The sequence below is a fragment of the Peptoniphilus sp. oral taxon 836 str. F0141 genome, from assembly GCF_000179335.1.
In the GTDB taxonomy this organism is placed as follows: Bacteria; Bacillota; Clostridia; order Tissierellales; family Peptoniphilaceae; genus Peptoniphilus_A; species Peptoniphilus_A lacrimalis.
This window is the reverse complement of the sequence record NZ_AEAA01000015.1, coordinates 1-24,679: the sequence shown is the minus strand read 5'-3', so window position 1 is coordinate 24,679 and position 24,679 is coordinate 1. Positions and strand designations below refer to the sequence as shown.

Here is a 24,679-nt window from a genome sequence, read left to right as displayed (position 1 = left end):
TGGTGATGTAGATGAGAAAACGACAAGACCAATTTAGTGGACTTTCTAAAGATAGATATAAGAAATTTTTAAAAAATGATATTTTGTCCCAAAAATGTAACGATGGTTATTGCTTTGCTGATGCAGAAATAAAAGAATTTTTTTTGAAAGATAAAAATAAAGACTTATCTTTTTATATAAATAAGGAAAAGTTCGGGCAGGTTCTTTATAAATCAAACTCAAAAAATGAAGACATTTTTGATGGAAATTGTCCTTATATTGATCTTATAGGCAAATGGGAATATTTGAATAATGAAATTCTAAGACTACCCTTGGAGGCTTGGAATAAATTTAACCAAAGCTCGCCAACTTGGGAAGTTGAAATAATTTTTGATAATAATTATACAGTTTCTTCTCAAGGCAAAGAAAATACCCCACTAGCATATGATAATCTAGTGGAGCTATTAAACAAATTAATTTAGTTATTTGTGGTAAGTTTTATTGTTAATTATAGTAAAAACCCTGTAAATTTGTTCCATTAAGATAACTTTCATAAGTTTATGAGGGAAGGTAAATTTAGAAAATGAAAGGCTGTAATTTGCTTTATCTTTGACCTCTTGACTTATACCTAGGGATCCCCCTATTATAAAATCAATTGAACTTATGCCATCAAGCATTATATCATTAATTTTTTTGGAAAACTCAACAGAATCAATACTTCTGCCCAATATGTCAAGGACAATAATAAAAGACCTTTCTTTTATTTTTTCTAAAATTCTTTTGCCTTCCTTGTCTAAAATTATATCAATATCCTTGTCGGATAAATTTTTCCCTTCAGATTCATCTTTTAGCTCAATAAAATTAACCCTACAATAAGCCTTTAACCTTTTTTCATATTCTTCAATGGCTTTTTTAAAATAATCTTCCTTAATTTTGCCTACAGAAATTATATTTATTTCCATTATATTAAAGCTTTAACAGCATCAAGAGCTGCCTCAAAATTCACTTCATTAGTAACTTCTTTTACATATTCAGTATAGGCTATTTTACCGTTTTTATCTACAATTACAACCCCTCTTGATAAAAGAGCCAAATCCTCTATTAAAAATCCGTATTTTTTACCAAAATCATGATCCTTGTAATCAGAAATGCTTATAGAATTTTTTATACCTTCTTGAGCACAAAATCTTTTTTGAGCAAAGGGAAGGTCACAGGAAACTGTAATTACAATTACATCGTCGCCTAGTTTTTCAGCTTCTTCATTAAAAGTTCTTGCTTGAAGTGAGCAAACTCCCGTATCAATGGAAGGGACAACTGAATAAACAACAACCTTTCCTTGGTTTTCTTTAGAATCAAAGGAAGACAGATCATTATTTACTGCCTTAAAATCAGGAGCCTTATCTGAAACTTTTACCACTTCACCATATAAATTTAATTTTTTTCCTCCGAATGTTACTTGCATATTAACCTCCTCAATTATTTAAAATCATATCTATGTTATTTATATCCCAATATTTGAAAAATATTTAAAATCTAGGTAAAATATATAGAGAAAAATTTGGATGTGATAATATGAAATATAAAAATAAAGCCGTAGTTTTAGGGACAAATTATTATATAGGCCTTGGAGTAGTAAGAGCCTTAGGAATGCAAGGAATTTATGTGGTTTCTGTTGACCATGACAAAAAAAGTCATTATGGAGTTTCAAAATATGTAAAAGAAGCCCTTATTGGTCCTCACTACAAAAAAGAAGAAAAAAAATTAGTGGAATTTTTAATTGACTATGCAAAAAAAGAAGAATATAAGCCAGTTCTTTTTCCAACAGCCGACCTTTATGTTGAATTTATGGAAAATAATTATGATGAACTAAAAAAATATTTTCTGTGGCCAAACGATAAAAAAGGTCTTTATAAAAAAATTATGGACAAGAGAACCCTTGTAGAATTTACAGAAAAATACGGCATAAAAACTCCGGAAATTTTAGACATAGATGATGAGGATTTATTAGAAAAAGTTGATAAAGATTTCGGCTATCCTTGTCTACTAAAGCCTAGAGATTCTATGAATTTTGTAAATACCTTTAGACAAAAAGCCTTTAAGGTTTTTAACAGAGGGCAATTAGAAGAAAAAATCAAAAAAGTTAAAGAAAAAAATCTTAGATGTTTTGTTCAAAGAATCATTAAAGGACCTGATTCAAACTGTTATTCCTTCGATGTATATATGAAAGATAAAGAAGCAAAAGCCTTTATGACAACATCAAAGATTCGCCAATGGCCTATAAATTTTGGAGCATCAACTTATGCTAAGCAGGTTTATATTGAAGAACTTTATGATTTGTGTATGCCTCTTTTTAAAGGAGAAGATTTCCAAGGCTTTGCAGAAGTCGAACTAAAAAGAGATGAAAAAACAGGGGATATATATCTTATAGAAATAAATGTAAGGTTTGTAAATTTTGTGTGGCTCCAACATGAAATGGGCATGAACACACCTTTGTATTACTATTTGCATTCAATAGGAGAAGATTTCCAAGGTCCAAAGATAAAAGAAAATAAAGAAGTATATTGGAAGTACCAATATGAAGATTTTTCAGCCATAAAAGCATATCTGAAATCAGGACAGATGACTTTAAAAGATATAATAAAAGATTATAGATTTAAAAAAGTTTCATCAACATGGAATATAAAAGACCCCATGCCAGGAATAAAATTTTTCCTATGGGCAATAGGGCATAAAATTTTTAGATAATTTTTGAAAAAAATGTGGACTGCTCAAAGGGGCAGTCCTTTTAAAGTTTAAAAACTCTTTAATATATTTTTTAAGTACTTAATTAAATATAAGGGTAGGCTTATTATTTGTGAATTATCAATTTTATTTATTCCTAAATTTCTCATAGAAAATCTACAAGATATGTTGGTTCAGAAAAAGGAACTGTCCTTTAGGACTGTCCCTTAAAAACCAAAAAGTATAGTAAATGAAAATAAATCAAAGAAGTTTGCCAATATTTCTAGAAAAATCGACAGGGTCATCAATATCAAGACCAGCAATAAGTCTTGCACAGTTGTATAGAAGTTCAGTATAAAGTTTGAACTTATCCTTGTCAGTTTTTTCAAATTCCTTTAATTTTTTAAAAGCAACGTGTTTTGGATTGATTTCTAAAACTTTTTCTGCTTTAAATCCTTCTTGACCAGGCATATGAGCAAGAGTTTTTTCCATATCAATAGAAATTTCTCCCTGACTTGAAAGGAAAGCTGCATCTGTAGTTAAGTTTTTGTTTTCCTTAACATCAACAACTTCATCTTTTAAAATATCTTTCATACTAGATAGGAGTTTAGAATCTTCATTAGATTCATCCTTATCCTTGTCGGAGGATTCTTCTGCTTGAGATATAGACTTAAATTCTTTTTCTCCATAAGTTCTCAAAACTTTTACCACAAACTCGTCAATAGGATCATCAAATAATAAAACTTCATAATCCTTGTCCATAATTGATTTTATTTGCGGAAGTTCTTTGATTTGGTCGACACTTTCACCTGTTGCATAGTATATATATTTTTGATCAGGTTTCATATCCTTAATGTATTCTTCTAAAGATATATAATCCCTTTTTGTTGTCTTATAAATTAAGAAATCTTTTAACTTATCTGCATCTTGACCAAAGTTTGCATAGGCACCGGATTTTAAAATCACACCAAAGTTTTGGAAAAATTTTATATAATCTTCTCTCTTATCTTTAAAAAGCCTTTTTAACTCTTCAAAAACCTTTTTTTCTATAGAGCGTCTGATAAGTTTTAATTCTCTAGTATTTTGTAGCATTTCACGAGAAATATTAAGAGAAATATCTTCGCTATCGCAAACACCTTTTACAAAAGACAAATAATCAGGCAAAAGCTCTTCGCAATTTTCCATGATCATAACCCCGTTGGAATATAGTTCCAAACCTTTTTTTCTGTCTACGTTGAAAAAGTCAAAGGGTCTTTGAGAGGGAATATATAAGACCGCCTTAAAGGAAACATTTCCTTCAAGATTTAAGTGTAAATAGCTTAAAGGCTTATCGTAGCCGTAGTGTCTTTCGTTGTAAAAATTATCGTAATCTTCTTCTTTTAATTCATTTTTATTTTTTCTCCAAAGAGGAACCATAGAATTTAGAACTTCATCTTCCTTGTAAGTTTCAAACTTGGGGTTTTCGTCAGTGGAATCTTTAGAGGGCTTAGTTTTTTCTACAAGCATCTTGATAGGATAACGAATGTAGTTAGAGTAGCGTTTGACAAGAGATTTTATTTTGTATTCATCCAAAAATTCATCATAGTTTTCATCGTCAGTATTGTCCTTTAAGCTGAGGGTGATTATAGTTCCAAAATCATCTTTTTTGCTTTCGGAGATATTATAATCTTTAGCTTCTTCGCTGACCCATAAATAAGCCTTGTCACTTTTATAAGATTTAGTCAAAACTTCAATTTTTTTTGCCACCATAAAGGCAGAATAAAATCCCACACCAAATTGACCTATGATTTGATGATCATCATCCTTATCTTTTGAATTATTATTTTTGAAATCTAAAGAACCTGATTTTGCAATAGTGCCTAAATTATCTTCAAGCTCTTTTTTATCCATACCAATACCATGGTCTTCAATTGTAATAGTTCTATTTTCCTTATCTGGATTTATTCTTATATAATAATCGTCCTTATTAAAATTTATTTTATCATCAGTTAGAGCAATATAATACATTTTATCCATAGCATCAGATGCATTAGATATTATTTCCCTTAAAAATATTTCTTTATTTGTATAGATTGAATTAATCATAAGGTCCATTAATCTATTGGACTCAGTTTTAAATTTTTTGTTTTCCATAATGTCACCTTCCTTTAGCACTCAAAGAATGTCTCTGCTAATAATATATAACTTTTTTCAAAATTAGTCAAACCCAATTAAAAAATTTTTAGTACCAGATAGATTGTAAACATAAATAAAAAAGTCGTGAATATCACATAATTTTGGGCAAGTTTTGTATCAGCCTTATAATTTTTTGCAAAAGTATAAGATACTATTGCAGTTGGGCAGGCAAACAAGATAATTGCTGTTGATTTTTCTATAGGAGCTAAATTAAATAAATTGGATGCAAAAAAAGCAATGGCGGGAAGAATGAGAAGTTTTGCAAAAGCAACAATTATTGTATTTTTTAGATTATTTTTATCAAAATCAAAAGAAAGTCCATGACCCAAGACAATAAGTCCAAAAGTTGTAGCGGTTTTTCCTATTGTTCTAAAAGGATTTTCTAAAAAATAAAGGTTAAAATTTGTTAAATTAATTAAAATACCTATTAAAACACCTAAGAGCATTGGATTTTTAAAAATATTAAAAAAAAGTTTTTTGTAATCGGCCTTGGCTAAAGTTGCTTTTTCATAGACCCAAGCAGTTGTAATATTATAAAAAACTTGCGAAATGGCAAGTATTATTCCGGCATATATCAGGGAAGCATCTCCAAGCAGAGATTCTAATATGGGAAAGCCCATAATAATAAAATTTCCCCTGTAAACGGCAACAGTTGTTACTGCACGATTAAGCCCATCTTTATGAAGTAAGTGAGAAATAGCAAGAGCTATGCAAAAAGATAGAAAAAATGTAAAAGTAATATATAAAAAGAATGAGAAATTTATTACTTCCGCTAAATTAACCTTATAAAAAGAAGTAATTATATTTAAAGGAAAAGCAACTTTAAAAACAAAAGAATTAAGCTCCTGTGCTGTTTCCTTAGAAAATAATTTTATTTTTTTAAGTAAAAAACCTATGGCTATAAAAGTCATTAAATTAAGAATGGTATATAAAAGTTTCATCCTTACCTCCATCTTATATACATATTATCTAATATTGTAGTATAAAAGTACAATATTTTAAATAGCAAGGAAATATTCAAATAAATAGTAAAAAGTAGAAGGTAACCTAAATTTTTACGTATTTTTCTTTTATTTTCCTAATTAAAGTGTATAATATAAATGTAGTTTAATTAAACTGGATGTTAATAGGTAAAAAACTATAAATTTTATTATTAGACATAAGAAAAAATAAAAATCGACATTCCGGTAACATATAATTATTATTTTATACAAATTATTTTATATGAAAATAGGTATTACTGGAATATTATTTTTAATAAGGAGAGGGGAAAAGTTATGGAAAGAATGAAAACACGACTAAAAAGAGTCTTTTTGTTTATGTTATCTGCATTGATGCTGTTTACATCATTACCTCTAAGCGTATTTGCAGAGGTTAATTATAATTATGATGATTTAACGGACAAGAAGTCAGAGATTGTAAACAAACTGACACCTGTTAAGCCTGCAAAACCAGAAAATGGCAAGACGGCTGAGGATTTAATAAAAAATCCGAAACAGCCGGATATCTATACCCTACGCACAGACTACAAGGTGCAAAGAGGGGAAAAGTATCAGGTTGATTACCAACCATACATCGCAAGTGTAGGTGAAGCAGCAAGTCAAGCAGAAAAGGATAAGGTCAATAAGACTATGGACCTACCTGACATTGCAGGTTATGACAAACCACAAGAAAATTTTACAATTGACTACAATACTGTTAAAGGTGCTTCAGATGGAAAAAACAAAGAAGGCAATGATATTAACGGCTTTAGATTTTCTGACAATAAAGAGTTTAACTACTCTGCTAAAAGTAATAAAATTAAAATCAAACACGTCTTCCAAGACTTAGAAGATTTTACTAAGTACACCAATCCAGATGGAACAATTACACAATCTGATGGAAGTAAAGGAACTTTGATAAAAAAGGGTGAAACTCGATCAGAAGAAGTTACTATTGAAGAAGTGGAAAAGCATGAACTTATTATCACTCAAAACGGAAACACTGGTTCCACTATGCAAGCCAGCCCATTGAGTGAAAGTGATCCTAGAAGAAAAGGCTTTATTCCAGAAGCTGACTATATAAATATGCAAGTTCCACAAAATGCTGAGAACTTTGTCTTGGAATACCGTTACAACCGTGCCCACTACGATGTAGTTTTTGACACTGCAGGCGGCACTCCTCTTCCAACTCGTACTCTTTACTATGGACAAGCCATGCCTAAAATTGCAGATGAAGATATTCCTACAAAAGTAGGCGGCGATTTCCAAGGTTGGAAGCCATCTGTTGATTTAAATACAAGTGATGGAAAAACATTTAAGGCAAATGAAATAATTAAAGTTGGAACTAATGAAGCTAGCAAAAATCTTGATGCCAATTTGATTATGCCAGCAAGCAAAGTTACTTTCACAGCTGTGTGGAAGGACAAGGAAAAGGCAGACTACGCTGTCCAATTCTGGGCAGAAAAGGCAGACCACGCAGAGGGTGCAAGTCTAATGGACAAGTACGACTACATGGGAACTCGTGTATATAAAGACAAAGACACAGGAATGAGACCGGACCTGGATAATGAACCTGTAAATGGACTAAAATTCCCAGACCTAGACCAAGCTCGTCTAGATAAGATATGGGCTAACGTAAGATTTAATCGTGGCAGAAATCTTTATCTAAACAAGTTCTATGTTTACAATAAAAAATTAACAGATGACCAAAACGGCGATAAGACGGTGTCTTCAACAGGCAAGACTGTCTACAACATCTACTACGACAGACAAGTCTACGACCTATACTTTACTAAGTCCAATGCACAACCTGATAAAAACACCATCTATCCTGAAATTTGGGGCTACGACCCGGCAAAGGAAGAATCGGTGATGTTAGGCGGACCCGGCAAGCCATACCACTACAAGGCAAGATTCAATGAGATGATGTATAAGTGGCCCAATGATGCTAAGCAAACAAAGGGCTTTACACCGGGATATCAATCTTTCGGCTGGGGACCAAACTATAGTGTACCGAATTTTCCACTTCATTTAGACACACCACCCTATAGACTTAATGCCGAAGAATTCCTAGACATGGAAAAATACACCAAATGGGGAGGCTATACTAAGAATATAGATAAGGGCGACGGAACAACGATGGATTTAGAGTGGTCCGATTTTACAACCCTTTCCTTCGGTATTAAGCAGGATCATCCATCTATCCCTCACCACATGGACTTTTGGATGGGCGGCTTTAAGGACGGAGAAACCATCATACGTTACGACCTTGTTAGGACCAAGGCAGACACCGCCGGTATGGACTATGGCCACAGATACCCTAAAGTTACAGGCTTTACCCCTTATGGCTATGACCCTAAAAAACAATGGCCGAGTATCGCAGAGGGAAGCCAGGAAAACGGCCGTGTGACTGAAAATGACATTGATGACCTAAACGACGAACGTGATGCAATAACAACTAACACTTGTGGGTCATACTATAACAACCAAGGTATTAAACTTCCTATAGGTCAGCTAGACTTTATACCAGTATTCTTTAGCGATTCCGATGAATATGGGGACGTAAAGAAAGGTGGTCAAGAATTTAAAGAAAACGGCTATCTACGCTTCAAATACACTCGTAACAAGTATCCACTAAGGTTTAACTACGACCCATCAATTATTAGGGATGATTCTTATTTTAATTCCAAAAACCAATTGGACACCTTTTACGAATTCCCACTAAAGGCTCTAAGCCCTGATGTGGATGATAACAATGAATATAAAAAAGTAAACACAAAGGAAGGCCCGAAAAACTTACTAGACAATCCGGAAAATCTGCAAAAATTAGGCCTGACAGACCTTGTATTTACAGATTCAAAAGATGGAAAACTCAAGGTTAAAAGACCGGACAATCTTTCAGACCAAATGGTATTTAAGGGATGGGCACTGGACCCTGCTGGAACTAAACTTATTTGGGAGAACCCAGGCGAGAAAATGCCTTTCCACCCAGTCAACCTCTATGCTAAGTGGGGCGAACCTGATTATCAATGGAAGGTAACTTTCGACCCAAACGGTGGAAATTTAAGTTCAATTGACGAAGCAAAAGTAACTCAAAAACGCAAGACCATCCAAGTAGGGGACAAAGGTCAAGAAGAGACAAAGACTTTTGCGAAAAAAGAAAAGAATGAAGGCGACAAGCAAGTCTTTACAGTTATTCAAAGACAAAAACTTGTAGAACCTAAGAAGCCTACAAAGAAGGGCTACGACTTTATGGGTTGGGAAGCAATCCGTTATACAAAGGATGCTAAAGGCGACTATACAAACCAAATCGACGACTCATATCGTAAAACTTATAAGGTTCCAGAACTATATTCTTTTGGCAACGATGTTGTATCTCCAATCTATCTAAAGGCAATTTGGGTTCCTAACGACAGAGTAGATGTAAAGGTGGAACACCACATTCTAAGCTTAGATTTAAGTAAAGAAACAGAAATGAGACCTGAGACTTTATATGGTAAACGTACAGGATATCTAGTTGCTACAAGTGGAGACAAGCAAGATGAAAAATATATCTTGGCAAATCACAAAGAGCTTGAAGAAAAATTAACTGGCGACTTAAAAACGCTATATGATGAATATAATAGAAGAGTAAAGGCTGATAACACCTACTTCCAAACTTTTAAAGTAGAGCCGGAAAAGATTGATGATGGCAGTGGAAACTTAATTGACAATCCAAAATTCAAAGACAATGTCTTCCACTTCTTCTACAGACCCTTTAGAACTCGTGACTACAAGGTCAACTATATAGATGAAAGAGGTAAAGCAGAAGTCGAAAAATTCTTCACGGACTTGAAGCTTACAGATACAAGCGGTTTAAAAGATGACGCTCTTTTAAAAGCAAATGAAGGAAATAAAGAGAAATTTGAAGCTAAGAGAACAGATTTTGAGAAACTTATTTAGGAATACCAAATTGTAGATCCAGAAGCTGTTTCCAATGGTAACCGTCACTATGATGCAAGAAACTATAGAAGAATCCCTGGTTGGGTTTTAGCTGACAATGAAAAGTCTCAACAACAACTATTTTTCGATGTAAATGAAAAAACAAATGAATTCTTGGGTATCAATGGCACTGGATCAGATCAAATATTCTTCTATTATAAAGACGTAAGAGTAATTGAAACTAAAAAAGATGATCCGACACCAGATGGTTATGTAAGAGTAACCTTTAAGGCAGAAAAGGGTGGATCCTTCAAAGACAAGGATGGAAAAGAAGTTACTGAACTTTACTATGATGTAATTAAGGGACTTCAATCACAATTATTACCAGTTCCGCAAGAATGGGTTGGTGGAAAAAATGATGATGGTAGTGAAAAACAAAAAGAAGAGGGCAAGTACTATATCACACCGGAAACTGGAAAGAAATTTATTAAGTGGGACAACAAACCACTATTAAATGACAACACAATTATCAAGGAAGCCCACACATTTACAGCCTACTTCGAATGGTCAGGTCTATCTGCATCCGGCATAGTAAGAACAGAAGCCTTTAAAGACCCTAAGCCTATAAAAGAAAATCCAGCTGATCCAACTATTAAACCAAAAGACTGGTCAAATGACTTTGCTCCAAAGATTGAAGACTTAAAGAAACAATTAGTTTGGATGGAAAAAGGCAAGGTAGCAAAACTTCCAGCAGAAGCTGTAATTAAATTATATGATGAAGCTGGAACCGAATTAACCACAGACGATCAAGTTTATGATTTAGTAAAAGAAATAGGCAAGGCCGACAATGTCGAACTTATTCGCACAGTAAATATCAAGGCTAAGGTTACTTTCACAGATGGAAAGGACCCACAAGAACTTGATATACCTATTAAGGTTTACAAAAATGTTTACGAAGCATTGACTACAGGAAAGAAACCACTATTCCTAAGTGAAGCTGAAAAGAAAGAAGCTAAAGACGGCGGACTAAAAGATATAACAGGCGAATATGTAAAAGTAACAGTTGCTCCTACTGGTGACATGAACTCCAAGGACAACAAGGTTTACTACGTAAATCCAAAAGCTTGGGTAGAAATTTCGAACGACTCAAATGGAACAGCAGCTCTTATTAATTGGACAGCTGATCAAGATGCCCAAAATGATGAGGGTAAAGCAAACGGCAAGTTCGACTTTGCTAAGCGTCACAAGTTTACAAAAGATACAGTTATCAGTCCAAGACTCTCACAAACAAGTGAGCTTGTAGTTCACGAATCATATAAAGATAGTAAAAACAAATGGGTTAACGACTTTATTGATAAAGAGCTTACAGATGCTAACCTTAAAGCAGCTATTCAAGTAAAAAATGGTGAGGCCAAAGCTTTAGGCGATAACGATAAAGTTACTATAGTAGATGATGCAGGTGAGCCTTATGCAAATCCTGACGCATTAAAGACTGCCCTATATGAAAAGCTAAAAGAAAAAGACGACGACGGTAAAGCAAGCAGAATTGAAAATATAAAGGTAAAAGTTACCTTTGCAAATGGAGAAGTTCAAACAGTAACTGTACCAGTTAAGGTTATCAAGAACATTTACCAAGCAAAGACAAAGACAGGTATGCCAGACTACGTTCCAGCTAACTATGTAAAGGTAACTCTAGACCCAACTACTAAGGCTAAAGACCCACAAAAATATTTCTACTATGTAAATCCAAATGCTAAAGTTCTAATACCAGGTAATGATCCTGAAGGGGTAAAAGAAGACTTTACAGGATGGACGATGAAGGCAGACAGTGCAACAGGTGCTGGTACTGGTTATAAACTAAGTGAAAGACACCAATTTGCAGAAGATTCGACAATCATAGCTCAATACGGCCAAGGCAAAGTTAGGATTAAATATGTTGACGAAAATAAAAAGGAAATTGACACTAAGTACCATATAGATGGAGTAGATTACCCTACAGAAAAAATTGGTAAGCTTGGTGATAATGTTCCAGATCCAGCCTATAATCAAGAAGCTGAAAAAGCAGCAGCGCCTAAATTTAAAGGCTATATTATAAGTAATGTAAGTGTAGATAAAAAACCTGCAAATTATACAGACCCTGCAACTGCTACAATCACTTACCAATACTTTAAAAAAGTAACAACAGATGACAAATCAAGCTCAATGGCTCACTTCCCAGTTGTCTTTGATGCTAATACAGGTGCATTTACAGGTGGAGAAGCAAAAGTTACTGTCTATGTGTACTGTAAAGGCAGTGGCGAGACTTACGAAGATGTAACTTTTGAAGAAGTCAGACAAGCAGTAGAAGAAAAATATGGAATACCTTCTAAGGCAGATGAAAGCTTCATAGAGTGGCAAGACAAAGATACAAAGGGAACAAAAGTTGATGCAGGCTATGTAATAAAACTTAAGGACCCAAATAATTGGGATGTTGCTGAAGTGTTCTATGCCAACTATGGCAAGGCAAGTGCTCTTGTTAAATACCTTGACTTAAATGGCAAGCCTATTGATGATAAATTTAAGATTGACGGAGTTGAATATCCAAGTGAAAAAGCTGGCACAGCTGACGAAGCAATAGACAAAAATGTTTATACAGCAGATTCAGCACCTAAATTTACAGGCTACAAGTTCAACAGAATCGAACTAAATCCAAAAGATGGAAAATATGCCCTAAGTAACAAGGCAACAATTAAGATTTACTATGAAAAAGATTCTGATGTCATTCCGGCAAAAGATGGCAGTGGCAATCCAAATGAAAAACCAGATGGATATGTAGAAGTAAAATTCGTACCAACTGACAAGGCAAAAGATGATACAGAAAAGATTTTCTATGTAAATCCTAAGAAAGATGTAACAATTCCAATAGCAAATCCAGAAGCTAAGGCTACATTCACATTCAAAGAATGGAAGGTGGGAGCAGAAGCAGATGGAGCAGTTTATACTCCAAGCACTCCTAAAAAGTTTACTGAAAAAGAAACAGTAATCACTGCAACTTATGAAAGTTCACAAAATATAATTCCTTACGACCCAAGTGCTACAGACCCAATGGTTAGACCAGATGGCTATGTAAGAGTAAGCTTTGCAACAGATGATGGATTAAAACTAACAAAAGAAAAAGCCTACTATGTAAAGAAAAATGCAGGCATAAAACTTGGAAATGCAGAACTTGATAAACCAGGATATAAAGCTGAAACTGGTTATGAGTTTACTAATTGGGATAAGGAAGATAGTCTTGTAATCGCAGACCAAGATGTACTTGTAACTGCAAAGGCTAAAGTATTAGATGATTTTGATACAGTAAATCACCCTGGCTATGTAAAGGTAACTTTCAAAGCAGGCGACAATGGTGTAATAAAAGAAAATGGTAATCCGATAGACGAAAAAGTTTACTATGTAAATCCTACTAAGTATGTAAACTTACCAGCACCTACACCAGAGGGCAATACAGGCTATGATTTCGGAGCATGGAAGAGCGGCAAGTCTCAAAGTGACTTTAGCCTAGCAAACTTTATAAACTATAAAGAAAATACAACTATAACTGCAATGTTCAACCAAAAGGAAGCAGTTTATCCAAAACTAGATGGTTCAACAAAGCCAGAGGGCTATGTAGAAGTTACTTTTGTAATAAACGGCACAGATGGTAAGATTGCTGACAATGAAATCAAAACTTACTATGTAGACCCAACTAGACAAGTTTCACTAAAAGCTCCTAAGACGATGGCCGGCACAGGATTTATCTTTGATAAATGGAGATTGGGAACTAACCCTAATGACCAAATAATTAAACCTGCTGAGGAAAGACAATATAGTAAAGACACAACTATCTATGGTAGCTTTACTAAACTTAAAGACATCATACCATCAACTAATGACGATGGAACACCGAACTTGCAACCGATAGACTATGTAGCTGTTTTATTCATCGGAGGAGACCACGCTAATAAGTTGGACGGACAAATCTTATATTATGTCAATCCAAAAGCAAATCCTGCACAAACTATTGGCAACTTAACAAAGCCTACAGTAACACCTGACACAGGTTGGAAGCATACAGGCTGGGATGTTCAAGATTCTACAGTTATAAAGGATTATATCTTTGTAGTTGCACAATATGAGGCTCTTGATGATGTAATACCAAAGACAAAGGTTGATGATTCGGAAAAACCAGCAGGCTATGTAAAAGTTACATTTAAGGCTGGAGCAAATGGTAAGCTTCAAGGAGGAGAAAAGACTTACTTTGTAAATCCTAATAAGTATGTAAAACTTACTCCACCAACAACAGTTCCAAATACTTCCTTTGAGTTTTCAACTTGGGAAAGTGATGGTAAAGATTTTATATTGGCAAACAATATAAACTACACTAAAGATACAATTATAACTGCAAAGTTTAATACAAAAGGCGATGTAATTCCAAAGACAAAATCTGATGATTCACAAAAACCACCAACCTTTGTTAAAGTTACTTTTGTAATTGACCCGACAGATGCTGGCAAGATTGAAGACGGTCAAACTATCACTTATTTTGTAAGACCGAATACAGAGGTAACAATTCATCCACCAAAGACAACAGCAAATACAGGCTATGAATTTGAAAAGTGGAGTATAGACACAACAGAAGCTAAGCAATATACTACTGACACAACTGTTAAAGGAGAATTCAAAAAGCTAAATGATATAATTCCGTCTAAGAATCCTGATGGTACAGTGAATGCCAAACCGGAAGGCTATGTTATAGTTAACTTCCTAAAGGGAGATCACGGCGTATTAGATGGACGAACAACATTCTATGTCAATCCAAAGGCTGGCAAGAAGCTAAAAGACCTAGATATTAGTGGAATTACTGTAGTGCCAATGCCAACTTACAAGTTTAGTAATTGGGACAAGCCAATGGAAACAGCTATAGCTGGAACAAGTGATATAAATGTAACAGCAGAGTATACGCAACTTCCAAATATAATCAAAGCAGGACCTAAAGATACAGCCCCATCAGGCTATGTTGTTATCATCTTCGAAACAGACGGTAAGGGCACAATAAAGGGAAATGACCTATATGAAAATGAAGGAAACAAAGCAGATAGTGAAAGAGAAATAGTCTACTTTGTAAATCCGAAGAAGGATGTTAAACTTGCTCCTGCAGATGCAACTGCAAGTCAAACACAACTACCTGTTCCAAAGACAAGTGCAAATAATCCTGATAAATATATCTTTGATCAGTGGCTTACAGAAATCGACACTAAAAGTCCTATTATAAGAGGTAGGGTGCATATTGCAACCTTCAAGCCTAAGGTAGTAAAATTAACTTACGATGCAAATGAAGCTACAGGAACAGTACCTGCAGAACTTACAGTTGATTATGACACAAATGTCAGACTTGCAGGCAAGGGTGATCTTGCTAAGAAAGATGCAAGCTTCAAAGGCTGGAAGATTGGCACTGAAATTCATCAAGCCGGCGATCAAATCAACTTAAAAGAAAATACTACAGCTTATGCTCAATGGGATGATGATAAGAAAATCATCGAGTATAATCCAGTTGATAATCCTACAACAAGACCGGATAACACTTATGTAAGAGTAACATTCGCAGTAGAAGATGGATTAAAATTAAAAGAGCAAAAAGCCTACTATGTTAAGAAGGATGCAGGTATAAAGCTTGGAGATACTAATCTTGCAAAACCAGGATATACAGTTGAAACTGGATACAAGTTTGATAAGTGGGATAAGGAAGATAGCCTTGTAATCACAGAAGATATACTTGTAACTGCAAAATCTACTAAGCTTGGTACAGTTATTCCAGAAAAAGATACGAAGGGAAATAAAAATGCTAAGCCAGAAGGCTACAAGGAAGTAGTATTTAAGGTTAAGGATGCAGACGCAGATAAGGGTACACTTGAAGGCGTTACAAAATTCTATGTAAATCCAACTGAATATGTAACAATCAACCCACCAACAACAAAGGCTAATACAGGTTTTGAATTTGGAGCATGGGATAAGGATACAAATATTCCTACAGTTTACAAAGATGAAGTAACTACAATTGAAGCAGGATTCAATGAACGTAAGGATGTCGTACCAAAGACAAAGACTGACGATTCAGAAAAACCAAAAGGCTATGTAACAGTAACTTTTGAAATTGATCCGGCAACTGGCGGACAAATTGTTAAAGACGAAGTTACAGTTTACTATGTAAATCCAGCTAAAGATGTAACTCTTCCACAACCAAAGACTCTAGCTGAAACAGGCTATGTCTTTGAAAAGTGGGATCAAGATACGACGACAGCTAAGAGGTACACAGATAACACAACAGTTAAGGGTAATTTCAAGAAACTTGAAGACATTATTCCTTCAACAGATGACAAAGGTAAGCCAAATGCTAAACCAGATGCTTATGTAACAGTGACTTTTGACAAGGGTGAACATGCAAGTAAGATAGAAGGACAAAAAGTTTACTATGTAAATCCAAAGGCAAATAAAACTATTGCTGATTTAGGAAAACCAAAAGTTACAGCAGAAACAGGATATAAGTTTACTGGCTGGAATTTTGCTGACACAAAAGAAATATTAAGCGATCTTACAGTTATTGCTCAATACAAAGAAATTGACGATGTTATTCCAAAGACAAAGAATGATGAAACAGAAAAACCAGAAGGATATATAACAGTAACATTTAGTGCAGAAGAAAATGGAAAACTTACAGGACAAGCAGTTTACTATGTAAATCCAAATAAAGCACATGTATTAAAAGACAAGGCACCAAAAGTTACACCTAACACAGGATTTGACTTTGCTGGATGGGATACTCAAATTGAAAGAGCTATCCAATACAAAGACAAATATGTAATCAAAGCTCTTTACAATACAAAGGGCGATGTAATCCCTCAAAAGAATCCAAATGGTTCTGATAAACCAGATGGCTATGTCAAAGTAATGTTTGACAGGGGCGATCATGGTGAATTAAGTGGACAAACAGTTGTTTATTATGTAAATCCTAATAAAGAAGTTACAGTACCAGCACCAACAGTAAATGCAGGCGTTGGATATGAATTTAGCAAATGGGATAAAGCATTAAAACAAAAGTTCAAAGAAGACACAAGAATTACAGCAGAGTATAAGCCATTGGCTGGCATCTTCCCACAAGAAAAGACTGATGGAAGCGACAAGCCATCCGGATATATCACAGTAACTTTCAAGGCAGATGCTAAGGGTTCATTAGAAGGAAAGACAGTTTACTATGTAAATCCTGAAAAGATTGTAGACCTAACAGACACAGCAAAGGAAATTACCAAGAATCCAAATACTGGCTACACAGCAGAAGGCGGAAAATGGGATAAGCCATTAAACGCTAAGTTTAATGACGGTGACGTGATTACCTTTAATTTCAAGGCTTTAGCCGATGTAATTGAAGAAAAACCTGGAGTAACAAAACCAGCTGGCTATGTAACTGTTAAATTTATTCCAACAGATAAGGCAACAGACACTAAAGAAAAAGTTTACTTTGTAAATCCATTGAAGAAAGTTACAATTACAAATAAACCTGAAGGAAAAGAAATGGATATAAATGGAAATAAATCTTCCTTCAAATTTATTGGTTGGACAGTAACTAGAGGTGCTATCAATTCATGGAAAGGATCAAGCGTTAGCGATACGTTTATCCAAGATACTGACATCACTGCTAAATATGAGTTTAATTGGATTAATATAATTCAAGAACCTATAGCAAAAGAAAATGCTGTGACAGCAAAGGGAGATGTACCTGAAGCTAAAGACTTAATCTCAAACATTCCAGGAAGTACAGAAAAACCACTTCCAGATGGAACAAAAATAACTTATGAGGAAGAACCTAAAGTTGATAAAACAGGCAAAGTAACTTCAAAAGTTAAGGTTGAGTACCCAAGCGGTGCAGTTACTATAGTAGATGTACCACTTACAGTAGTTGACCATGTAGTTCCTCAAGTTGGAAATGACAGACCACTTGTACCAGACTCTTATGTAAAGGTAACAGTAGATACAACAGACAAGGCAACTCCAAATACGAAGTTTACAAAAGTATTCTGGGTTAAGCCAAATGTAGAAGTTACTATACCAGGAATACTTGCTCCAAAAGGAAAAGAAGTAACAGAAGATGAAGTTAAAAAGACAAACAACTTCATTAAGTGGCAATTGCAAGGAAGTAATCCTGCTAAGTTCTATGAAACAGAAATTAGGGACACATTCACAGAAAAAGAATCTACAATAATAGCAACTTATGAATTTAACAAAAATGTAGAACCTAAAGAGAAAGATAATCCTTGGTTCTCACAATACTCAAAGCCAGAGCCAAAGGACTTCATAAAGAATGCTTATGATGACAATAATCCTGATGCTGTGGGCACTCTTCCACCAGGAACAAAATTTGCATTTAAACCTGGTACCGAACCAAATACAAGTAGTCCAGACCAAAGAGAGACTACGATAGTAGTAACTTATCCAAACGGAGAAGTGAAAGAAAAAGTTGTACCATACAAGGTTACAGGAGATGTAGTTGAAGAACGTCCTGGAGAAACATCAACTTTTCCAGATTACTTTGTAAGAGTTATTGTTAAGACAACAGACTTGGCAACTGATGACAGTAAATTTGAAAAAACTTTCTGGGTAAATCCTAAGATAGAAGTAACCATTACTGTAGCTAATCCAAAGGGTAAGTATGTTCCAAAAGATCAAAACAATCCTAGCGATTTTACTTGGAAATTTAATGGTTGGGAAACAGAAGACAAAACAAAATCTTGGAATGACACTATAACAGGACAATTTAAAAAGGAGACAACTATTGTTGCTGAGTATGTTAAAGGTCAAGCAGAATTAGTAGATATTTATTACACTACAGAATCTTGGAAGGGAGTTAATGATTATCTTCCAAGGGAAGAGCAATTAAAAGCTTTGGTAAAAAGCAAAGTTCCAGGCGAAGTAGAAAATGTAGAATTATTAACGGATTCTCAAGATTTTACAGAATACGCATATAGTAAACTCAGCGAAAACAATATTAATCAAATCAATAGAACTGAAACTATAAATGCAAAAGTAACATTAAAAGATGGCACTGTTAGCATAGTAGAAATTCCAATAGTTGTTTATAAAAACATCTATGAAGGTCTAACTAATGGTGGCAAGCCTGATTATGTAGCTAAGGCAGAAGATGATTTGAAAAAATCAAATCCAGGTAGAGATAATGACTATGTAATAGTAACATTAATTCCTACTGCTAAGGCTAAGAACCAACAAAGAAAGACTTACTATGTAAGGAAAAATGCTTCTGTTATTATTCCAGAAATAAAGGCTGAAGGTAGAGATGCTTATAAGTTTATCTACTGGAAGGCAGAAAAACCTGGACAAGGCCAAGATAATCCAAACTATGGCTGGACAACAAGATCAATGAGTATGTTTAGATCTGCTGCAACAGCTGCTAAGAACGACTTGGTCGATAACAATGAAAAAGTAAACTTTGATGGCAGGATGAGCTTTGACCAAGATACGGACATCGTTGCTCAATACAAGACAACAACTCCAACTCCGACACCAGATGAACCAGATAAACCAAACCCTGATTATCCTAAGTATCCAGATTATCCAGAATATAGACCAAACTATTCAGGCGGCTCAACAATATATATTGAAAAGCCAGTAGAAAAGGTAATAAAGGTACCTGACAATGCTTTTGTCAAGGAAGTAAGGTATATGCAAGGATTTGAAGGAAAATTCAGACCGTTTGATGGTTTAACTCGTGCTGAAGCAGCGCAAATTCTTGCCAATGCTCTAAAAGAAGACGGATATAAATATGATCCGAATTATAAAATTTCTTACAAAGATATTGGCAACGCTTGGTACACGGAAGCAGTCAAGATTGTAACTCAAGCTAATGTCTTTAAGGGCTATGATGACGGAAACTTTAAGCCTCAGGAAAAAATAACCAGAGCCGAATGGATAGGAACATTAAAGAGATTCCAAGAATTAAGAGACCTTTCAGGTAATCATATGAATTTAAGAGAAGGTCACTGGGCTATGGCAGAAATTGAAGCAGCTTATCAAGCAGGCTGGCTTGCAATTTATAGTGACGGACTGGCAGACTTTAAGGCAGATGAATTTATTCCAAGACAAGAAGTAGCCGCAGTTTCAAATAAAGCTTTTGAAAGAGTCCTGGATAAAACTTATATTAAGAGAAATGACAAAGCCCTTGTAAATTATAAGGATATAAATGACAAGATGTGGTCTTATGAAGATATTTTATGTGCAAGCAATACTTTCTTGCATGACAAAAAACTTTATAGGGCACATGGAATAGACATGAGCAATGAAATCTTTAATATCAATTTAGATGGATTTACCATAACTAAAGATAAATTCCAAAGAATTGAAAGATAAAGAGGAGAGTTTATTTCACAAAAAGCTATATCAAATATTGAGAAGACTCGTGTTTTTGAGTCTTCTCTTTTTTAATTTCTAATTCAGCACTTATATTGAAATTATAAATTATAAAGGAAATATATGCATGATAACTTAATTTTTTTCATAATATTTTATGTATAAACTAAAAGTTGGTGGGTAGGGCTAAAATCTTGTAAATATAAAAGCTATAAAGTATAATGGTAATATAAAAATAAGCTGAAATTTAATAAAGATTTTATTTATAGGTATAGAAAATTTTGTAAAATGTTTAGGGAGGTAAAAATGAAAAAAAGAAAAATTATTGCAACAGGATTAGCTGGTACTGGCGTTATGGCTATGGGAGAATTACTAGCCTATGGCAGCATGGATGAAGATAAAAATATTATTTGGCTTCCCAACTATGGAAAAAAATCACCTAACATGGCAAAGTTTTGTTTAATTTATTCTCAATCTGAAGGAGAAAATTGCCTAGAAACTGATTTATCTGACTTGATAATAATAAGTGGAGATGTTTCAGAAAAACTTGTAGAAAAACTGGAAAAAGGTGGCAATTTATTTATAAATGAAACTATAATAGATTACATACCAAAAAGAGATGATATAAATATTTATAAAATTCCCGCAACAGAACTTGCAAGAAAACTGGGATATCAAAAAACAAGCCATATGATTATGTTGGGAGCATTCCTAGAAGTAACAGAAGCCCTAAACTTTGGAACAGTTGTTAAAGCATTTACAAAAGTTTTCGGTTATGATTTAAAAGATCTATTACCAATTTATCAAAAGGCAGTAGTTACAGGTGCAGGAGCTGTAAGAAGCTCAAGTGCAAAAGAAAAACATATTGAAAGACAATCAAATGCTGAAGTCAAAACAAATAAATATAATAAAGAAAAATTTGAATTTGAAGAATTAAGCGAAGACTTTAAAGATTCTATAGATTCAGAAACCTTTAAGGATGATCTTTCCATAGCTGAACATGCTTTAGAAAATGAAATAATAATGGTAAGGTTTTATAATAAGTCAAAGGAAATATTAAGGGGAAATATTACTTCTGAAGTTTTTGGGTCACTAGCCAAACAATCTGATGAACATTTACTCTATCTGAAGGGTTTGATAAAGAAATTAAAAGGTCAATCAATTTATATTGACGAAGTCGATAAAACACCTATAGAAGAGGAAAAAATAAATTGGAAAGAATTTTCTGATGAAAAGAGGATAATGGCACTTTCAATATTTGAAGAAGCAATAAAATTAAAAAATAATTCCATAGAATTTTATAAAAAAGCTTCTGAAAAAGCGAAAAAAGACTTTGCAAAAAGACTATATGATGAATTAAAATATTGGGAAAACTACCAACTTCAACAACTTGAAGGACAATATCAAATATTAAAAGAAGAAAATGAAGAAAGTATTTAATAAAGCTTATAAATAATACTTAAATATTAAAGGGCTGCCTAAAAGGTAGCCCTTTTTGTAGAATAAAATTATCTTTTCATAAAATCATTAGACCAATACTCAATCGAAGATATGATTAGCAAGGCTCGTCACAACAGTATAAATTAAAATTGAAGCCATATTTGCAGTGATACTATCATGGTCAAACCTTGGGCTGACTTCTGCAATATCAAAAGATAAAACCTTGCCGCTTTGCAAAACTTTTTTCAAAAGAATAAGAATTTTTTCAGGGTCAAGACCTAAGGGTTGAGGAGCTGAAACACCAGGAGCATAAGCAGTAGATAGGACATCAGAGCAAATAGTTATATAAATTTCATCAAGATCTTTAATATAATCTTCAAGTTTTTGTTCAATTTTATGAATATCAGAATTAATTATATCCTTTGCAAGAATATAATGAGCTCCTAAATTATCTGCAGTATCAAAAAGGCTTTGTGTATTAGAATGTTTTTGGATTCCCATTACAAAATAATTATACTTATCGCCTCTTTCTTCACACAAATCAGCAATTTGCCTAAACATTGTGCCACTGGTTCCACCCTTTTCTTTGTCATAGGGTCTTAAATCAAAGTGAGCGTCAAAAGAAACAATACCTAAATTTTTCTTTTCCTTATCCATTAAATAATTTGAAAGTCCCTTGTAATGACCGAAAGCAATTTCGTGGCCACCACCTAAAAGGATAGGAAATAAATTTAAAGATAAGATTTTTTTCACAGCATCTGCCAAAGCATTTTGCGCTTCAACAAGGCTTGTATATTTACTTGTAACATTACCGCAGTCAAAAATCTTAGTGTTTTGGTTGAACTGACATGGAAGTTTGCTTAGCTCTTTTCTTATAGCAAAAGGCCCTGCTGATGCACCATATCTACCCTTGTTAAGCTCAATACCCTGATCAGATTCAAAACCTAAAATTCCAAAACCGAGCTTTCCATCAAAGGGCTTTAGACTGTCATCATTTAGATCAATTCTTTGAACCCATTGATGCCACCTAAAAGCTGAAAAATCATTTTCATCATCAATTCTACCGCTCCATAAAGTCATGTCTTGTGGAGTATAATATTTAATCATAATAATCTCCCTTTTTAAAAATTAATTAATTCTTGTTTTGACATTATTTTTAATTTTTGAATTGAATAAAAATTTGCAAAACATTTTTATGATTTTATCCTTAGTCAAAGGATTTTTACTTTCATTATACATAATAGTAAAAAATTCTTTTAACTTTTTATAAATCTTATTAGGAAATTTTGAAATAATAAACAATATCATATAATTAACCTAACTAAGTATATAATAATTACAAAACCCTATTTTTACAATATTAAACTTGTTCAAAATAAGAAAATTTCGAAGAATTTCTCTAAAATTCTATAATAAACACTTTGTAATAAATCCCTAAAAACTTTAAAAAAAAATGTTTATAAGGTAAAATAGTTATGTTTATAAAGAAAGGAGAACTATGGAAAAAATAAAAGAAAATAAATTAGGAATTGACCCCATAGGTAAGCTACTTTTTACAGTATCTTTTCCAATAATAATTTCAATGCTTATCCAAGCTTTATATAACATGGTTGATTCTTATTATATAGGAAAAATTTCAGAAGAAGCCTTCACAGCAGTTTCTATAGCCTTTCCTCTTCAAAATATAATGGTAGGAATAGCAGTAGGCACAGGGGTAGGTACAAATTCTCTGCTTTCTAGGTCATTGGGAGAAAAAAACTTCGACAAAGCAAACCTATCTGCAGAAAATGGAATATTTTTATCAATTTTATATGGCATCATATTGCTAATTCTTTCGTTTGTATTACCAAGATATTATTATATATCTCAAAATGTTTCACAAGAGATAGTAAATTATGGAGTGGAATACTTATCCACAATAATGGCATTTTCCATGGGAGTTTTTATACAAATCAATTGCGAAAGACTACTTCAATCTACAGGACGCTCAATGCTTACCATGTTTACTCAAGGCATAGGAGCATTAATAAATATTATATTTGATCCTATCTTCATTTTTGGGTATTTCGGTTTTCCTGCAATGGGAGTAAAGGGAGCCGCCATAGCAACAGTTGTGGGGCAAATCATAGGGGCACTTTTTGGAATATATTTTAATTTTAAACTCAATAAAGATATACAGATAAAAAAAATAAGACCTAGATTACAAATAATAAAGAAAATATATGAAGTAGGTCTGCCATCAATCGTAATGATATCAGTAACCTCAACAACAATTTATTTTTTAAATAAAATTTTATCCATATATTCAACCAGCGCCATAGCGGCATTGGGTGCATACTATAAAATACAATCCTTCATATTTTTACCGATATTTGGCTTAACAAATGGGATGGTTCCAATAATAGCCTACAATTATGGAGCTGAAAAGAAAAAAAGAATAATAAAAACAATAAAACTAACGATGATTGTAGGAACAATAATGATGATTTTAGGCACAGCTATATTATGGATATTTCCAGAAGAACTTTTAGATATTTTTTCTGCATCAGATGCTATGAAAGAAGTAGGCATAACAATGCTTAGAATTATAGCTTTATGTTTTATCTTTGCAGGAATATCAATAATGGGAGGTTCGGTATTTCAAGCCTTGGGAAACGGCCTATTAACATTAATAGATGCTGTAATAAGAAATATTATAATTATTTTGCCCTATACCTATATAGTCAGCAGAATTGCCCCCATAGAATATGTTTGGTGGTCATATCTTCTATCTGAAACTTCATCTATAATTTTTGTTTCATACTTTATGAAAAATTTTGCAATGAAGAGAATTGATTTAATAAAAGAAAGTATATAATTAGACCGAGGGGATAGCAACAAAATTCTATCCCATTTAAATTTAAAATCATTTATAATAATATTAGAAAAAAGATAAATTATCTTTTATTTCTATATGGCTTATAAATTGTTAATTTTCTTAAAATCTTGAAAATTCTATACATTTAATGTATTATAAAAGCAATAAGAAACTC

At 33.4% G+C, this 24,679-nt stretch carries 11 protein-coding genes; 6 read left to right on the top strand and 5 right to left on the bottom strand.

Annotated features, from left to right (window positions below):
- Positions 1 to 11 precede the first annotated feature (11 nt).
- Entirely contained in the window at positions 12 to 461 is a 450-nt protein-coding gene (locus tag HMPREF9131_RS00370) for a hypothetical protein (RefSeq protein ID WP_009344738.1), read from the top strand.
- On the opposite strand, the gene rlmH is transcribed toward HMPREF9131_RS00370, so the two are convergent.
- Both rlmH and tpx read right to left on the bottom strand, forming a co-directional pair.
- Positions 462 to 941, bottom strand: coding sequence for a 23S rRNA (pseudouridine(1915)-N(3))-methyltransferase RlmH (gene rlmH / locus HMPREF9131_RS00365; protein ID WP_009344733.1), 480 nt, complete (start codon positions 939 to 941; stop codon positions 462 to 464).
- Positions 941 to 1,441: a thiol peroxidase gene (gene tpx, locus HMPREF9131_RS00360; protein WP_009344736.1), complete on the bottom strand. Its 501-nt coding sequence runs from the start codon at positions 1,439 to 1,441 to the stop codon at positions 941 to 943. The genes rlmH and tpx overlap by 1 nt, the downstream gene beginning before the upstream one ends.
- 110 nt (positions 1,442 to 1,551) lie before the next feature.
- Between tpx and HMPREF9131_RS00355 the strand changes: the two genes are divergently transcribed.
- Positions 1,552 to 2,724, top strand: coding sequence for a carboxylate--amine ligase (locus tag HMPREF9131_RS00355; protein ID WP_009344741.1), 1,173 nt, complete (start codon positions 1,552 to 1,554; stop codon positions 2,722 to 2,724).
- Between the two features lie 237 nt (positions 2,725 to 2,961).
- Here the strand turns inward: HMPREF9131_RS00355 and htpG are convergent, their stop codons facing one another.
- Together htpG and HMPREF9131_RS00345 are read right to left on the bottom strand one after the other, a co-directional pair.
- A complete protein-coding gene (htpG, locus tag HMPREF9131_RS00350; RefSeq protein ID WP_009344726.1) occupies positions 2,962 to 4,833 on the bottom strand; it encodes a molecular chaperone HtpG in 1,872 nt (623 codons plus the stop codon).
- A gap of 77 nt (positions 4,834 to 4,910) precedes the next feature.
- Complete coding sequence (locus HMPREF9131_RS00345) at positions 4,911 to 5,816, bottom strand: AEC family transporter (protein ID WP_009344746.1); 906 nt, start codon at positions 5,814 to 5,816, stop codon at positions 4,911 to 4,913.
- 336 nt (positions 5,817 to 6,152) lie between these two features.
- Here HMPREF9131_RS00345 and HMPREF9131_RS08510 point away from each other — a divergent pair, with 336 nt between their 5' ends.
- The 3 genes from HMPREF9131_RS08510 to HMPREF9131_RS00335 all read left to right on the top strand — a co-directional run bounded on the left by HMPREF9131_RS08510 (position 6,153) and on the right by HMPREF9131_RS00335 (position 21,647).
- Positions 6,153 to 9,797 (top strand): InlB B-repeat-containing protein, encoded by a 3,645-nt coding sequence (locus HMPREF9131_RS08510; protein WP_009344732.1) that lies wholly within the window; start codon positions 6,153 to 6,155, stop codon positions 9,795 to 9,797.
- A 153-nt stretch (positions 9,798 to 9,950) separates the two neighbouring features.
- Positions 9,951 to 20,207 carry an S-layer homology domain-containing protein gene (locus HMPREF9131_RS00340; protein WP_009344729.1) on the top strand — a complete coding sequence of 3,419 codons (10,257 nt, stop codon included), beginning with the start codon at positions 9,951 to 9,953 and terminating at the stop codon, positions 20,205 to 20,207.
- Positions 20,208 to 20,513: 306 nt separating this feature from the next.
- Positions 20,514 to 21,647, top strand: coding sequence for a 2-oxoacid:acceptor oxidoreductase family protein (locus HMPREF9131_RS00335; protein WP_009344737.1), 1,134 nt, complete (start codon positions 20,514 to 20,516; stop codon positions 21,645 to 21,647).
- Between the two features lie 99 nt (positions 21,648 to 21,746).
- On the opposite strand, the gene hutG is transcribed toward HMPREF9131_RS00335, so the two are convergent.
- On the bottom strand, positions 21,747 to 22,754 hold the full coding sequence (gene hutG, locus HMPREF9131_RS00330) for a formimidoylglutamase (RefSeq protein ID WP_009344747.1): 1,008 nt from the start codon (positions 22,752 to 22,754) through the stop codon (positions 21,747 to 21,749).
- 391 nt (positions 22,755 to 23,145) lie between these two features.
- Here hutG and HMPREF9131_RS00320 point away from each other — a divergent pair, with 391 nt between their 5' ends.
- Positions 23,146 to 24,504, top strand: a complete 1,359-nt coding sequence (locus tag HMPREF9131_RS00320) for an MATE family efflux transporter (RefSeq protein ID WP_009344734.1) — start codon at positions 23,146 to 23,148, stop codon at positions 24,502 to 24,504.
- The last annotated feature ends 175 nt before the right edge of the window (positions 24,505 to 24,679 follow it).